The organism is Niallia sp. FSL K6-0212, assembly GCF_038007605.1.
Taxonomy (GTDB): Bacteria; Bacillota; Bacilli; order Bacillales; family Cytobacillaceae; genus Niallia; species Niallia circulans.
Window position 1 is genome coordinate 802,000 of the sequence record NZ_JBBOXL010000001.1, and the last position, 15,540, is coordinate 817,539.

The window sequence follows — 15,540 nt, forward strand, 5'->3', positions numbered from 1 at the left end:
CGTTATGAACACCTTTTTTCTCTCCCCTGCTCTCCTTTTTGGTTTTCATCACCGTTATGAACACCTTTTTCTCTTCCCTGCTCTCCTTTTTGGCTTTCATCTGCACTATGAACACCACCTTTCTCTTCCCAGCCCTCTTTCATCTTAGCTCTCTATCTAACAATCTCTGAATGGACATTCCCAAACAAGTGTACTACCATGAAAGAAACTGCTTTTATTGGAGGATATATGGATGAATATTCTTTGGGATTTTGATGGTACGTTGTTTGATACGTATCCTGCTTATACAAATATTATTTATAAGGTATTGGGTGAAAAGGTGGACAAGGCCGGTATTTATAAAGAGCTAAAAGTATCTTTTTCTCATGCGATGGAATATTTCAACATATCAGAGCAGCAGCGAAATGAGATTAAGCTTATGAATAAAGGAATTGCTGCGGATGAGGTGAAACCTTTTACAGGGGTAGAGGAGATTTTGAAAACTGCGGAAATAAATGTGATTATGACGCATAAAAGCTATGACGGTGTGGTAAATTTTCTTCGGCACTATGGGTGGGAGCGTTATTTTGCTGAAATAGTAACATTGGAGAATGGTTTTCCGCGGAAGCCTGCGGTTAATGCCTATCAATATTTGCACACGAAGTATTCCATTGACTTAGCTATTGGTGATAGAGAACTGGATTTAATTCCAGCTAAGGAATTAGGGATACAAACTTGTATATTTCAAAATCAATGTGAATTTGCTGACTTTCATCTATCAGACTTTGCTGATTTTTTCAAAGTATACCCTATGAAAGCGTAACTATTAAGATAATAAAGAGCATCCCCTTACATCTCGGAATGCTCTTTACTCTTTTTCCAACACTACTTCGATAATTTCAGGACGATTAAAAATTCGCTGGGGAATGATGCTATTTCCTAAGCCTCTATTCACAATCATTGCTGTGTCTGCTTTTTTATACATACCAGCTGTATATTCTGGCATGAAGCCTTGATCTGGAGCGACAATTCCACCGATAAAGGGCAATCTTACTTGACCACCATGTGCATGTCCTGTTAAAGCTAAATCTATTTTTTCATAGAGAGAAAAAAGCTCTGGCCGATGGGACAACAGCAAATTGAAATGTTCTTCATCCTTCAGGCCACCTAGTATTTCAGCTAGATTATCCTCTCCAGATAAAAAGGTTGGATCATCTACACCGATAATATTAATCGTTTCTCCTCCAACCTTTACAAGTGTCTGTTCATTTCTTAACACAAACACGCCTGCATGTTTTAATTTCGCTTCTAATGACGGAAATTCCCCTGACCAGTATTCATGATTGCCTGATGTTACATAATACGTTGGCGCAAGCTGGACAAGTCTTTCCATTAATGTCATACTTTTTTGTTCATCGTATTTTTTTGAATCCACAAGGTCTCCAGTGAAAACGATCAGGTCTGGGTTTAGCTTTTTTACTTGCTGTATTAAACGCTGTTGCTCTTTTCCAAATTGCTTACTATGTAGGTCCGATAACTGCACTATTTTTATCGGCTTTGTTATTTTGAGAGACGAGAGAGTAAAGCTCGAGGTCGATAAATGATTATTCTGGTAGTATGAAAAAAATATACAGATGCCTATTAAACTAGCAAGAAGCAACATTCTTTTTCTCACTATATTCACTCTTTCTCCCAGTTCACCTCAAAACCGCCTTGTAATCCATCTCCGGTCACAATAAGCTTATAGGTTTCTGTTTTTTTTGCATCAAAGGTTAAAACTTTTTTCTCTTCATTACTTAAGCCAATTCTTCGATTTTTTTCATCTATTAAATAATACCCGAAGCCACCGCCATTGCGATTGGTAAAATCAATGTGAATGGTAACCCTTTCCCCTTTTTTCGCTTTAATCGGGACTTCATCCTCCCCGTTAAAATAAGCAAAATAAGCTTCGTAGGACTGTTCGCCTCTTACTGTATTCCATTCTTTTTTCACCGTGAAGTCTGGGATTGTTAACAAAAGAAAGAGAATAGGTGTACAGGCAAATATCCACTTAAACCAACTTACTTTAGCAGCTATTTTAATCCCTATATAGAATAAAATCGCGCTAAAACCAGAAACGATAGCAAGGACAGGTAGAACATTCCACATAATCGGCAAAAAAAGACATACTCCCACCACAATATATAATAGTAATTCTAGCTTTGGAAAATAGTTAGATATCCAATCTATTACGATCGAAATAAGAATTCCGAAACCAAAAAAGCCTATCCAAAAGTATGGATTTTCAATTTCATGTGAAAATAAATATAAATCGAAACTTGATAGAAAAATATAAGAAAAAAAGAGTGTTGCCGCAAAACCAGCTCCTGCTAGTTTTATAAAGGCATATTCCATTCCCCTTCTAAAGTTCTGACTATCTACCATATTTGTTCCTCCTAAAGGATAGTTACTAATATTCTATCAAAATAAGAAAATAAATTGTTAAATTTTTGGAAAATAGGCATAAGTTAAGGAAAATTTCCATCAGTCGGTTTGCTTGAGGTGGGTTATCCTAGCTGTTAAGCATACGATAAAATCAATTATTGATTTTATATGCTTTTATCAAAAAGAAGATTCTTATTCTTTTCCGTCTCAAATAATTACTAGTGGATATCCTTATCTTATATATTTTTCAGGCAGCAACATATTGCAGTTTACTTATTTTCTATTTTGACAAACCAGCCCGTTCTCTTTAACTATCCTATTGGGATGGAGCTTATGGTATTCGAAAATTGATCATGCTGTTGTCTCACTGTGGGGGCATTTAGCTTTTATAAGATGCGAGGAATAAGAATTCGTGAGAAGGAGGGCTATATTATAACCAACCATTCCGCTTCGCCTCGGCAATGGCCTCCATTCGATTTTTTGCCCCTAATTTGCTGATTGCTTCTGAGATATAATTGCGAATCGTTCCAGAAGATAAATAAAGCATTGCCGCAAGCTCCTTTACCGATTTTCCTTCTTCAATCAGTACTAATATTTCTCTTTCGCGCTTTGACAATGGATTTTCTTTTCCAATGCTGCCAAAAATCAGTTCAGAGGCGAACTCTCTTTTTCCGTCCATGATTTTGCGAATAGCTTCTGCTAATTCCTCGCTGGGACCATCCTTTAATAAATAGCCATGAACATTGGCATTTAGTGCTCTTTCAAAATATCCTGGTCGCGCAAATGTCGTTAAAATAATCACTTTACAAGAAGATTTCTGCCTCTGTAATTCCTCTGCCACGTCTAGACCGCTTTTAATAGGCATTTCAATATCTAATAAACAGACGTCTGGATTATATTTTTTTATTAGCTCTAAGGCCTGTTCGCCATTTTCCGCTTGTCCCACGACCTCCATATCCTCTTCAAAATTAAGCAACGTTCCTAATGCTCCTCTTAGCATGCGCTGGTCTTCAGAGATGATAATTCGTATCACAATATCTCCTCCTCTCTTCTTTCCTTTCGAATAATGGGAACAATGATGTGCAGAGTGGTTCCCGAATTAGCCGTCATACTCCATTTTCCGTCAACCAATTCCAGTCTTTCACGCATTCCCTTTAATCCATTCCCTTGCGTTTCATCTCCCTTCACGCCTTTCCCATTATCCTGCACGATAAGCTCTATCTCGCCTATACGTTGTTGAATCGATACTTTACTGATGGTTGCCGCACTGTGCCTGATTATATTTGTTACTGCTTCTTTTAAGCAGAGACTAATAATATTCTGGGTTAAAAGCGGGACCTCTCCATCTTCTAGTTCAATTGCTAGTTCACTTTCTATCTCTGCTGTCTGTAAAGCTGTCTGTATCTCTACTATTGCTTCACGAATGGTTATGGCGCGCATATCAGACACAAGCTCACGAACTTGCTTTAACGCTGATCGTGATATGCTTTCCATTTCCTTTGCCTCTTGTATGGCACTATCTGGTTGAGCTGGCACCATTTTTGCGATAAGCTGGCTTTTTAATGTCAGCAGGGATAAAGTGTGGCCGAGCGTATCATGCAAATCTCGAGCAATTCTCATTCGTTCTTCTCTTTTAACAAGATGGCTAATTTGCTCATTCGCTATATCTAATTGTCTTTCTAAATCCATCCGTCGGTTCATCGAGCGGATTCCAAAAGGAGAAATCAGCATAATGATAAAAAACGGCACTAAGAAAAAGAGAGACTGAGGATTGACACCATTCCAACTAAAGATAATTGGAATAACCAAGGAAATGGCGAAAAGGCTGTAAAAGTAATAGAAGTACTTTTTGCCTGAGTAATATCCGATAAAGTTAGCAGGAAAATACCCCATAAATAATAGATTAGGATCATAGAAGATACTAAAAAACATGACTATCAAGATTTGCACAACCAGCCAATAATTAAATATACTCTCTTCCATATGACAGTATAATTGTCGATAAGCCAGGAGGAAAACAAGTACAAGCAGGATACCAATCAATTGCTTTATCCCATTCTCCTGCATTACCTGAATAATCGGAAGTAATACGTATACTAAAAAGATATAAGGAAAAAAACCATATCTTTTCGGAAAAAGCTCAAATTTCTTCTTGGTATCCATTTTGGACTTTACACCGCCTCTCGTTTTTTTCCAATATAAATTGATAATACCATAAATAGGAGAAGATACCCGGTAATCATCAGATAATTGAGAAAGGATGGATATTGATCTCTAATAATCTCCCACGCTCCATTAGCAAAATGATAGGAAGGAACCCATTTCGCCACTTGCTGCATAAAGGATGGAAACACATCAATCGGCATCCACATTCCTCCTGTTATTGCCATAGACATATATAATAGATTGCTAATTCCTGAAGCTGTTTCTACTTTTTTGATATTACCGACGATCGTTCCAAGCGCTAGAAACGGGAGGGATCCGAAGAGAATCCAGATTCCGCAAAGCACCCACTGAGAAAAAGAAAGATGAACCGCATTAATAAGGACTCCAGCCGTAAATATCACCATGATGGAAAATAAATGGATAACAGTTTGTGCCACCATCTTAGCTCCAAAGTAAGCAAATTGGGAAAGGGGCGTAATATGCAGGAAAATGGTCCACCCTTCTGCTTTTTCCTCCACAATTTTGATTCCTAATGTCATAATACTAGAGCCCATAATGCTAAATGTTGTCATCGACATTAAATAATGTACATTCCATAATGCCTCATCATCTCGTGGTGCTGTGAAAATGTTGGTAAATAAAAAATAAAAAAGGACGGGAATAAGTAAGGACCAAAAGATATAATATTTATTCCGAAGCGTTCGGACGATTTCCGCTTTACTTTGCATCCAAAAAGATTTCATTCTCATTAACCCCCTTCGTATCTTCCATTAACTGCGAGAAAACCTCTTCTAACCGACCAAGCTTTACTTCTATATGCTGAATATCCAACTGTCTATCGAAAAGTTCTTGTAAAAGCTGATCCGAATTTGTAGCAGTCAGCATTACTTTCTCCTTCTCTTTCTGCACATCCACAACATATGGCAATTCTCGGTAGAATTTTAAACTATAAGGAGATTTCTCCTGAAACATTACCCTTGGTTTTGTAAGTTTTTCCTTCAATTGTGCTGGTGTACCGTCGCCTACTACCTCCCCCTTATTAATCATAATAATTCTTTCCGCTACTTCATCTGCTTCTTGTAAGTAATGGGTTGTAAAAAGGATTGTCTTTCCTTGTCTATTCAATTCTTTGATTTTTTGCCAAAACTGTTCTCTTGACGTTACGTCCATGCCCACGGTTGGTTCATCTAAAAACAACAAATCAGGATTTCCTGCCAGTGCCAACGCAAAATTCAAGCGTCGTTTCTGCCCGCCAGAAAGCTTTTCCGTCCGTTGATTCCAAGCTTCTTCTTGAAGCCCTGTTAGTTCCAACAGAGTTGATAACGCTAGCGGACTTTGATAATAGCTTTGAACTAATTGGATTAGCTCCTTTACCTTCAAGCTGTCCATCACACTAACTTCCTGCAGCATCCCACCTACCTTTTCTAATACTTCCTTTTGTCTAGGATTCTTGTGAAAAAGAGAGATAGTCCCTCGGGTAGGTTTAATTAATCCAAGCATCATCCGCATCGCTGTCGTTTTCCCTGCGCCATTCGCTCCTAAGATTGCCACCATTTCTCCACGTTTTATTGAAAAGGAAATATCATGAACTGCCTTCTTTCCCTGAAACTCTTTCGTTACGTGCCTTAACTCTACAATTGTTTCCAACTACTCCACCTCCAAGCTATTATCCTTAGTATAGCGAGCAAATAAGAGGCGGTTTAGTCGCAGATGTCAGGAATTTAAGATGACAAATGTCATTTTTTTATAAAAAAATGCTCTGGTTACTAACCAGAACACGGTTTGTTTCCTTCTTCTCTTGTCATTACGAAAAACTCTACATCATTTGCATTCTTAAAAGCAGAAACTTTACGAAAGCCAAATTTTTCATATAAGGCGTTAGCTCGTTTATTAAAGGCTGCAACCGTTAAGCGCAGCGGCTGATTAGTTTCTATGGAATCGATAATAAATTGCATAAAGCCCATGCCCCGTCCCTGTCCTGTTAAGTCAGGACGCATACCAAGACCGATATCGAGGTATCCTTCTGGATATGCTTGAAACAGATATCCAATTGGAACCTGAGCAACAAAGCCTGTACAATAGAATCCGACTAGATTCCCCTCCTGTTCAATCGCATAATAAAGGTTTTCTGCAAACTCTTGTAACGATTCTTCTGTTACTTCTCCATTATATAAATCATAGGGGACGGGATAGGTCCAGCTAAGGATTTCCCTGGCCGCCTCTTCTGTCATCTTTTGGATAGTGTAATTCATCCGCTATTTTCCCCTGTCCTTTTATTTCGCGTGAATCCTAAATATCTTGTGCCTTGAAATTGCAGTTCCCCGCTGTCCCCTTCAGCCAGCATGCCATATTCTTCGTCTTTCAGTTGAAATTCGGTACGATTTCCATTCGTAAATTCAAATGTGGCAAAATAGTGATTATATGCACGAGTATTTCCTCCGCCGTGAATACTTGTTCGTTTGCCTACTACCTTCGCAGCAGAAGTAAGATGTGGCTGCCGATTATTTTCCCCCCACTGAAAGATACCCTTTAAAACATTAAATAAAATAATAGCAAATACAAGAAAAATAAAGAGACGTGCAACTGTAAACATAATATCCCCACCAAGCAAAAATTCTTCCATAGACCAATCTCCTTTTATGAAAAGATTATTTTCTTTTGTTCCAATAGCACTATTACGCATGTATATGGGAAAAGGTTTCAAAAGGTAGTCATCATTTTCCTAAAAGGTTGTGCTTTCTTCAACAAAAAAATCTAGCGCTACGCCGCACTAGACTTTTTTATTAATATACTCGAACAGTTTATTTTTTATATTTATTTTTGAATTACTGCTGTGGTGCACCTGGAGGATAGAAGCTCGGCGGCATCTTAATCCATCCATGTTCCCTCATTCTCGTTTTTAACTCCATCCCATAAATGCTTTTCTCCGTATGGAAACGAATCCACATTAATCCGACATCACTGCGCACACTTTGCGTAATATTAGTGGAGCACATAACAATATTGCTTGTTACTTTTGCCGCCAGTAAATTGGCTATCTCCATATCGGTAGATTTCGCTCCTAAAGGCACGGCATTCGGATCGGACTTAGGCTTTGACTCAGCAGAACTTGAGAGGGGAACGCCTTCCTTAATCATAAACTTCTCTAATGTTTTGCGCTGTTCTGTTGCTAATTCTTTTGCTTCATGAAGCAATTTGATTAAAACATTATCTGTCGTTGTATTAAGTGCCATCTCAAGTACAGGAATTTCATCCGCAATTGCAGCATGATATGTCCAGCAGCCCATCGCCTCTCCAATATGAAGCAAAGGTTTCGGTTCTGAATCAAATCTTGTCTTAATATAGTCAAGAAGCGCTTCCATCTTATGTGCCATTACTACACCTCTTAGTGTTTTTTACCTATAATGTTTACAATTAGATGGCAGTTTATTCAAAATAAAGAAAAGGGAGATGAAAAGTGAAAAGAATCTCCTTTTCTCACAAATGAGCGACCATTTAAGTTCACAGTAAAACTTATTGATACTTTTGTTTGCGACTCTGGCTCTTATACTTGCGACTCTCCTCACTTTGCTTGCGACTCTCCACTCAACGCAGCACGCCGATCTGCTTTCTTACTTCTTGTAAAAATGGCAATGTTCGCGCTCTAGCTTTTTCTGCTCCTTTTTGGAGAATAAGATCTATTTTTTCCGGATTTGCCATTAACTCCTGATATTTCTTTCTTGGTTCTTCAAAGAATCGATTCATCACAGCAAATAATTCTTTTTTCACTTCCCCCCATCCGATTCCGCTTTCGTACTTTTTACGCATCTGCGCTATTTCTTCGACACTAGCAAATTCCTTATATAGTGTAAATAGAATAGACGATTCTGTATCCTTTGGAGCTTCTGGCGGAAGCGAGTCAGTTTTGATTTTATTAATGAGCTTTTGTAGCTTTGCCGGTTCTTCAAAAAGCGGAATTGTGTTATGGTAGCTTTTGCTCATTTTTCGACCGTCTAAACCAGGCAAAATGCTTGTTTCTTCATCTACAATATATTCTGGAAGTACAAATGTCTCTCCATATTGGTGATTAAAGCTTTCCGCAATATCGCGAGCAATTTCCACATGCTGAATTTGATCTTTTCCGACTGGTACCATATTTGCTTGAAAAGCAAGAATATCAGCTGCCATCAAGATTGGGTACGTAAATAATCCCATATTCACCCCGTCATCTACCTCTTTCCCTGCTTGTTTATTGCTATCAACTATTCCTTTATAAGCATGTGCTCGGTTCATCAATCCCTTTGGCGAAAAGCAAGCTAATATCCAATTCAGTTCAAAAATTTCGGGCACATTCGATTGACGATAAAAGATTGTTTTTTCTGGATCCAATCCAAGTGCTAACCATGTTGCTGCTACTCCATATGTTAATGTTCGAAATTCTTCCCGATCGTGAATTTTTGTTAAGCCATGATAATCTGCAATAAAATAAGCAGCTTGATAATCGCTATTTTCTGCTAGCTTCAAAGCCGGTTTAATTGCTCCTATATAGTTCCCTAAATGAATCTGCCCAGTTGGCTTAATACCTGTTAAGACAATTTGCTCCATTTGATAATCCTCCCTTTTCTATAAGCGAAACCTCCGTCAGCGGGACTTCTTCCTCCTGCTGATGGGGTAGTTGAACCATTCGAAACTTTACGGACGGTAAGCATCGGATAAAACACAAAAAGGGCTACTCATCCTAAAAAAGGACGAGTAACCCGTGGTGCCACCTTCATTCGTTTATATCCGATAAACGCACTTATCCGTACAGAAACATAGCCGTTTCTTATACTTTGTCTTTTTTAACGGTAAGACGTTTCCGCGCAGCCTACTATTGGTTCAGCCTTGAAGCTCCGAAGCCCATTCAACAATCAATCCGTACTGATTCGCACCAACCATCAGCTCTCTTAAACCTTTCAACTGCCTACTCTTCTTCCTCATCGCTCATTAATATTACATATATAGTAAAATATACTTTTCAAAAGGTCAAGGGATCTAAAATGAAAAATTTTTTAAACACAAAATCAACATAACCTCTTGTATTTGCAAATTTTATCTGTTAGTATCTTTATCAAGTTAGCGCTAACTTCAAATTTTACTAAATATATCTTTTAAATATACATGCTTTGATTGGAATGAGTAGTGCCTATTTCCCTGTTCTTAGAGAGTCAATGGCCGGTGCAAATTGACACAAAAATAGACGCGAATTACCTCCAGGAGCATTCTTTGTGAAAGAATTTGATTCGATTAGCAAAGAACGGATGAGCCGTTACCCATAATGAGTGGAAGAGTATAATTAATTATATTCTTCAATTAGGGTGGTACCACGTGCTTACAAGCAACCACGTCCCTTTTTTTAGGGGCGTGGTTTTTTGTTTATTAATCATTCATTTAACGAAAGGAGAAAAAAGATGAGTCCATTTATTGAACAGTTAACGAGCGACCAAGAAAAAGAAATGAAGAGGCAGCTAGATATCTATCGCCAAGGCGTACAAGACATCATTCCAACAGAAGAACTCGCAGAAAAAATTGCAAAATCCCTTGTGACCAATACGCCGCTAAAAGTAAAGCTTGGTCTTGACCCATCTGCGCCAGATGTTCACCTTGGCCATACTGTTGTACTGAATAAATTGCGCCAATTTCAAGAAAATGGGCATACCATTCAATTGATTATCGGAGATTTCACTGGGAAAATCGGTGATCCAACTGGAAAATCTTCTGCTAGAAAACAACTGACAGATGAAGAAGTGAAGGAGAATGCAAAAACTTATTTTGAGCAATTCGGAAAAGTATTAGACATGGAAAAGGTTGAGCTTCATTACAACTCTAAATGGCTCTCTTCCCTTTCTTTCGAAGATGTTATAGGACTTGCTGGAAAAATAACTGTTGCCCGCTTACTAGAACGAGATGATTTTGAAGAGCGATTAGCATACGGAAAATCAATTTCCTTGCATGAGTTTTTTTATCCATTAATGCAAGGGTATGATTCTGTTATGTTAGAGGCAGATATTGAGCTTGGTGGAACAGATCAGCATTTTAACATTCTCATGGGCCGCCACTACCAAGAGAAGTTTGGAAAAGAAAAGCAGATTGCTATATTAATGCCTCTTTTAGAGGGGTTAGACGGGGTTGAAAAAATGTCTAAGTCAAAGCATAACTACATTGGCATTGATGAGAATCCCAATGATATGTACGGCAAAGCGATGTCCATCCCTGATCCACTAATGAGCAAATACTTTGAGCTTATTACTGATCTTGAGCCTGCTGAAATCACGCAAATAAAAAAAGAATTGCATACAGGATCTCTTCATCCTCGGGATGCTAAAATGCTGCTTGCAAGAACAATCGTCCGGATGTACCATGGCAAAGAAGCAGCCGAAAAGGCAGAACAGCAATTTATTACAATTTTTCAAAAAGGCTCCTTACCAGAGGATATTCCAACCGTTAAGTGGACTGGAAAAAATCCTGAATCGCTTGTTCAGCTATTAGTAGACTTACATCTATTAACCTCGAAAAGTGAAGCAAGACGGATGATACAAAACGGTGGTATACGCATCAATGGAGAGAAAGTCGAAGAAATGGACCTTGAAGTTTCGATCAATAAGGAATTGATTATTCAAGTAGGGAAAAGAAAGTTTGTAAAACTGTTTAGCGAATAAAATAAAAATGGGCTAGCTGCTAGCCCATTTTTCTATTCTCTCACTTTAGGAGCTTACTACTTCGCCTCCATTTACGTGCAGAACTTGCCCTGTTACAAATCGAGAATCATCAGAAGCTAAATATACAAAGGTCGGTGCTAATTCAAATGGTTGGGCCGCTCTTTGCATTGGATTCTCTGAACCAAAGATAGCTACTTGATCAGAGGAGAAGCTCGCCGGAATTAATGGTGTCCAAATTCGCCCTGGCGCTACTGCATTTACTCGAATGCCGTCTTTGACAACACTTCTGGCAAGAGCACGAGTGAAACCTACATTTGCTGCTTTTGTGGCAACATAGTCAATTAACAGAGGTTCCCCAGCATATGCAACAACGGAAGCAGTGTTAATTATGCTGCTGCCCGGCTTTAAATGTGGAAGAGCTGCTCTTGTCGTATAAAAATGCGAATAAATATTAACCTTAAAAGTATTATCAAATTGTTCATCCGTAATATCTGTTAATCTTGTCTGTTGAAATTGAATGCCGACATGGTTACAAAGGATATCTAATTTTCCGAATACCTTAACTGTTTTCTCCACAATATCTATACACTGTTTTTTCTTGCGCAAGTCTCCTGGTAATAACAGACATTGCTGCCCTAACTCCTCAATTCTTTTTTTCGTACGATTCGCATCCTCATGCTCATCTAAATAGGCTATTGCTACATCTGCCCCTTCCTTTGCAAAGGCAATCGCAACGGCCGCACCAATACCACTATCTCCTCCTGTTATGAGAGCCACTTTCCCTTTCAGCTTTCCACTTCCTATGTAGTGGTCATTTTCAATAATTGGCTTTGGCACCATATAACTTTCAAGTCCTGGCTGACGAAGCTGTCTATTTTCTGGAAAATTAATCGGTATTTCCTCATACTTCGTGATTCTTCCGTAGTTCGGATAAAGCGGATATGGTTCTGTCTGTTTATTGGCAGTAAAAAGGTCTTGGACTTCCTTTAATTCCATAAGCTTATCTGATTGATGATTTCTTGTTTCTACTAATTCATAAAATGTTTCTGGCACTTGATACATCGGATCTCTCGGATCATTTACATAAATAGACATACTGATCCCTCCTCATAGTCGTAACATATCCTATGTGGCATTCAATATTTGGTGCCTAATTATCTTTTTGGGACTAACTCTCTTTTGTTGGAAGTGAATACATTAAAAGGAGAAATGAAGGAGGGGTAAAGATGAGATATGAATTTAACCCGAAGGTAAAATTATTACTGCAAAAGCATTCTAATGAAACTGTGTATATGACCTATATCAACCATAAATGGACAATGCCAAAAATAACGATAAGGCCGCCATATTTTAAAAAGCCAGTTTATGAATTACATTTTCCAAAAGTATAAAAAAATCAAAGGAATGGATCTTTTCCATTCCTCTTTTATGGGCTAATTCCCTGATTCACTTACCTTTCGCTTCAAAGCAGCATGAGCTTGTCCCCAGAAGATAAGTAAGATACCAATAATCTGCAGAAAATCAGGACGATATGCTGTTAAGACAATATCCATAAAAATCGCAACTGCTGGATCGATAAATACTAGGATTGCAATTGTCCCAGAAGACAGCTTTGGCAAGCTGCTAAAAAACAAATAATACACAAACCCTGTATGGACGATCCCAGTTAATAAAATATAAAACCAATTTTCGCCCGTTAACTGGCTAAAATAATCCCATTGGACAAGCGGCAATAGCATGAGAACCCCGACTCCTGTTTGGATAATGGTTGTTAATATAGGATTTAATTTTGAAATTTTCTTGCCCATCAAAGTGGTTAATGCATAAAATAAGGCTGCTCCAAATGCCCACGGCAATCCAGCTGACATAAGACTTTCTAAAGACAGATAATCTTGCATTCCCCCAACTAATAATGTTCCGATAAAACATGTAATAACCGTCAGCATTACTTTTAAAGTGATCTTTTCCCGATAAAGAAAACTTCCCAGTAACACAACTAGAACCGGTGCCAAATGATAGATCGAAACGGCAACCGTTACGGACATATGCTCAAAGGAACGAAAGAAGAAGACCCAGTTAACAACGAGAAACACACCACACAGGACACTAAAGCCAATCTCCTTTTTCTCCACCGCTTCTTTTTTCTTATTTGAAAATAAATACACCAAACTTAATACGACACATGCACAAATGCATCGAATAAATACAAGTTCGATTGATGGCAAATTTGTTTTGGCAGAAAAATAGCCAACCGAACCAAATATGGCCATCGATAATGCAAATTTCATTGCTGCACTCATAATACTCCCCCAAATTCTTTCCAGTTGCTCATTTTACTCTTAATGATATAGAAAAATTGGTCTTTTTGGAATATGTTGGGGGTATTTTTTTCAGTTTATTTCGTAAATTCTTTAAATACTAGCAAAGCTGAAAAGCAAACTCTATTAAAATGAATGTAAATCCATTCAGCAAACAGAAAAACCCTTTCTAAGAAAGGGTTAAATTCTTTTTGCACCATAATATTTTGTTTTCCAATAAGAGTTAGATAGCTTGTCCACTTTTACTCCTTTGGAGGAGGAACTATGGATAAACTGATTACTTCCTATGTATATGCCGACATGAGAGGCACCTTTTTTATATGTTTCAAAGAAGATTAAATCCCCTTTTTGCAAGTTTGCTTTCTTAACTTTTTTCCCTTTTTTGTATATGCTTGCGGTTGTTCGTGGCAGTGATTTGCCGACCTTTTTGTAGCTATAACCGACAAAACCGGAGCAGTCAAAACCTTTTGGAGACGTTCCTCCGTATTTATATGGTGTTCCAATGTAATTTTTCGCAACAGTAACAACTGATTTCTTTGAAGCAGCACTTGCCTCAGGTGCAGTAAATATGCCGGAAAATAACAAACCAAATGACAGGAATGAAATAACAAGAACTTTTTTCATGTAGTGACCTCATTTACCTAAAATATTATTCCCAAGGCTTCCTTCTATCAACAAAATCTATCTTCTCATATTATTCAGATAATTAGGTTACAGCTTGATAGAAATTCGATTACAAATCTATTACAATATTATTTAAGAATAACTTCCCTGTGGTTCCAATATCTTCTTGTTAGCTAATTTCTCTAAAGAAAGGAGCGAACATGATATACTATTAGAAAAAAGAAGGAGCGTATAAACAGTGGATTTTATTGCTATCGATTTTGAAATTGCGAATGCTGATATGGCAAGCGCCTGTTCCATTGGATTAGCATATGTAGAAAATAACGCGATAATAAAAGAACAATATTTTTTAATAAAGCCGCCAAGTCTATCATTTGATCCAAAGTTTGTAGCAGTTCATGGAATAACAGAAAAAGATGTTGAGAATGCAAAGAGTTTTCCAGAAGTATGGGAACTAATAAAAGAAGATATTTCTTCCCATACCATCATCGCTCATAATGCCCAGTTTGATATGAGTGTTCTTTATGCCTGTCTAGAAAAATATCAATTGGCAAAACCAGACTTTTCCTATATTTGCAGTATTCCTATTAGCAATCGGGCAACAAGAGGCGCAAAAATTGGGCAATCATTGAAGGATCGGACATCTTATTTTGGTATTTCTATGCAAGAACATCATCATGCAGGTTCCGATGCGCGAGCATGTGCAGAGCTAGTAATCGCTTGTATTCACTCGAGAAAGAAGAATTCGTTAAGTCATTACTGTGCTTCCTATCCAACTCTTCCTATAAAACAATTTTCTGAATTAAAACCACAAAATACTTTTGGAAGAGCAACTAATTTTTCCAACAGAAAACCATTCAAGAAATTTGCTTCCGTTTCCATATCGGAAATAACACCAACAACGGATTCCTTTGATGTGGATCACCCGCTATATGAAAAAAATCTTGTATTTACTGGAGATCTGCGTACACTAGAACGGAAAGATGCGATGCAGCAAGTGGTTAATGTTGGAGGCATTATTAAAAGTGGTGTCAGCAGCAAAACCGATTATTTGGTGGTCGGTGACCAAGACCAAAAGCTTGTGGGATCTGAAGGCATTAGTTCTAAAGAAAAAAAAGCGTATGATTTACAAGCAAAAGGAAAACCCATAGAAATTATTAATGAACAGCAATTTCTAGCACTATTAAAAAAAGAACGAGTCAATCATTAATCAAATAGAAAGTCTGTTTCTTCCCCACTAAGAAGCAGTCTTTTTTATTATCCTTGCTTTCCCTTTTCCATCGAAAGGAAATAAACAAAACAGAAAATAAAAAAAGGCGACTGTCCCAAGATCAAGTATGTTATATGAACTA

General features: G+C 37.8%; 18 protein-coding genes and 2 other annotated features. Of the genes, 4 read left to right on the forward strand and 14 right to left on the reverse strand.

The genetic code is table 11. The features are described 5' to 3' along the window. Window positions 1-2: 2 nt before the first annotated feature. The gene (locus tag MHH96_RS03600; RefSeq protein ID WP_341116711.1) at window positions 3-143 is read right to left on the reverse strand and encodes a hypothetical protein; all 141 of its coding nucleotides are present in this window, start codon (window positions 141-143) and stop codon (window positions 3-5) included. Window positions 144-232: 89 nt separating this feature from the next. Between MHH96_RS03600 and MHH96_RS03605 the strand changes: the two genes are divergently transcribed. Then, entirely contained in the window at window positions 233-802 is a 570-nt protein-coding gene (locus MHH96_RS03605; protein WP_047942653.1) for an HAD hydrolase-like protein, read from the forward strand. A 45-nt stretch (window positions 803-847) separates the two neighbouring features. Here the strand turns inward: MHH96_RS03605 and MHH96_RS03610 are convergent, their stop codons facing one another. The 10 genes from MHH96_RS03610 to MHH96_RS03655 all read right to left on the reverse strand — a co-directional run bounded on the left by MHH96_RS03610 (window position 848) and on the right by MHH96_RS03655 (window position 9,153). After that, window positions 848-1,642, reverse strand: a complete 795-nt coding sequence (locus MHH96_RS03610; RefSeq protein ID WP_445669005.1) for a metallophosphoesterase — start codon at window positions 1,640-1,642, stop codon at window positions 848-850. Between the two features lie 17 nt (window positions 1,643-1,659). After that, complete coding sequence (locus MHH96_RS03615; RefSeq protein ID WP_047942655.1) at window positions 1,660-2,403, reverse strand: Yip1 family protein; 744 nt, start codon at window positions 2,401-2,403, stop codon at window positions 1,660-1,662. Between the two features lie 430 nt (window positions 2,404-2,833). Further along, a complete protein-coding gene (locus tag MHH96_RS03620) occupies window positions 2,834-3,436 on the reverse strand; it encodes a response regulator transcription factor (RefSeq protein WP_047942657.1) in 603 nt (200 codons plus the stop codon). Beyond that, a complete protein-coding gene (locus MHH96_RS03625; RefSeq protein WP_095322821.1) occupies window positions 3,433-4,566 on the reverse strand; it encodes a sensor histidine kinase in 1,134 nt (377 codons plus the stop codon). Before MHH96_RS03625 ends, MHH96_RS03620 begins: the two co-directional genes overlap by 4 nt. A gap of 8 nt (window positions 4,567-4,574) precedes the next feature. Then, window positions 4,575-5,312 (reverse strand): ABC transporter permease, encoded by a 738-nt coding sequence (locus tag MHH96_RS03630; RefSeq protein WP_047942659.1) that lies wholly within the window; start codon window positions 5,310-5,312, stop codon window positions 4,575-4,577. Next, window positions 5,287-6,216: an ABC transporter ATP-binding protein gene (locus MHH96_RS03635; RefSeq protein WP_061800813.1), complete on the reverse strand. Its 930-nt coding sequence runs from the start codon at window positions 6,214-6,216 to the stop codon at window positions 5,287-5,289. Before MHH96_RS03635 ends, MHH96_RS03630 begins: the two co-directional genes overlap by 26 nt. 119 nt (window positions 6,217-6,335) lie before the next feature. Next, window positions 6,336-6,821, reverse strand: coding sequence for a GNAT family N-acetyltransferase (locus MHH96_RS03640; protein ID WP_047942662.1), 486 nt, complete (start codon window positions 6,819-6,821; stop codon window positions 6,336-6,338). Beyond that, complete coding sequence (locus MHH96_RS03645; RefSeq protein ID WP_047942663.1) at window positions 6,818-7,192, reverse strand: DUF2500 domain-containing protein; 375 nt, start codon at window positions 7,190-7,192, stop codon at window positions 6,818-6,820. The genes MHH96_RS03640 and MHH96_RS03645 overlap by 4 nt, the downstream gene beginning before the upstream one ends. 202 nt (window positions 7,193-7,394) lie before the next feature. Beyond that, window positions 7,395-7,943, reverse strand: a complete 549-nt coding sequence (locus tag MHH96_RS03650) for a DUF3231 family protein (protein ID WP_047942665.1) — start codon at window positions 7,941-7,943, stop codon at window positions 7,395-7,397. 211 nt (window positions 7,944-8,154) lie between these two features. Continuing rightward, complete coding sequence (locus MHH96_RS03655; protein WP_144544796.1) at window positions 8,155-9,153, reverse strand: tryptophan--tRNA ligase; 999 nt, start codon at window positions 9,151-9,153, stop codon at window positions 8,155-8,157. 136 nt (window positions 9,154-9,289) lie between these two features. Then, window positions 9,290-9,537 (reverse strand) — a binding site (T-box leader). A gap of 167 nt (window positions 9,538-9,704) precedes the next feature. Continuing rightward, window positions 9,705-9,942 (forward strand) — a binding site (T-box leader). 56 nt (window positions 9,943-9,998) lie between these two features. On the opposite strand from MHH96_RS03655, the gene tyrS reads away from it, so the two are divergent. Then, window positions 9,999-11,246, forward strand: coding sequence for a tyrosine--tRNA ligase (gene tyrS / locus MHH96_RS03660; protein WP_061800815.1), 1,248 nt, complete (start codon window positions 9,999-10,001; stop codon window positions 11,244-11,246). 45 nt (window positions 11,247-11,291) lie between these two features. Here tyrS and MHH96_RS03665 read toward each other — a convergent pair whose 3' ends face one another. Continuing rightward, the gene (locus tag MHH96_RS03665; protein ID WP_341118100.1) at window positions 11,292-12,242 is read right to left on the reverse strand and encodes an SDR family oxidoreductase; all 951 of its coding nucleotides are present in this window, start codon (window positions 12,240-12,242) and stop codon (window positions 11,292-11,294) included. A gap of 230 nt (window positions 12,243-12,472) precedes the next feature. Here MHH96_RS03665 and MHH96_RS03670 point away from each other — a divergent pair, with 230 nt between their 5' ends. Continuing rightward, window positions 12,473-12,637 (forward strand): hypothetical protein, encoded by a 165-nt coding sequence (locus MHH96_RS03670; protein WP_162837582.1) that lies wholly within the window; start codon window positions 12,473-12,475, stop codon window positions 12,635-12,637. A gap of 42 nt (window positions 12,638-12,679) precedes the next feature. On the opposite strand, the gene MHH96_RS03675 is transcribed toward MHH96_RS03670, so the two are convergent. Next, window positions 12,680-13,546 carry a DMT family transporter gene (locus tag MHH96_RS03675; RefSeq protein ID WP_047942669.1) on the reverse strand — a complete coding sequence of 289 codons (867 nt, stop codon included), beginning with the start codon at window positions 13,544-13,546 and terminating at the stop codon, window positions 12,680-12,682. Window positions 13,547-13,744: 198 nt separating this feature from the next. Then, complete coding sequence (locus MHH96_RS03680) at window positions 13,745-14,188, reverse strand: C40 family peptidase (protein ID WP_341116718.1); 444 nt, start codon at window positions 14,186-14,188, stop codon at window positions 13,745-13,747. Between the two features lie 238 nt (window positions 14,189-14,426). Between MHH96_RS03680 and MHH96_RS03685 the strand changes: the two genes are divergently transcribed. Then, entirely contained in the window at window positions 14,427-15,398 is a 972-nt protein-coding gene (locus MHH96_RS03685; protein WP_095258202.1) for an exonuclease domain-containing protein, read from the forward strand. Window positions 15,399-15,540 lie beyond the last annotated feature (142 nt).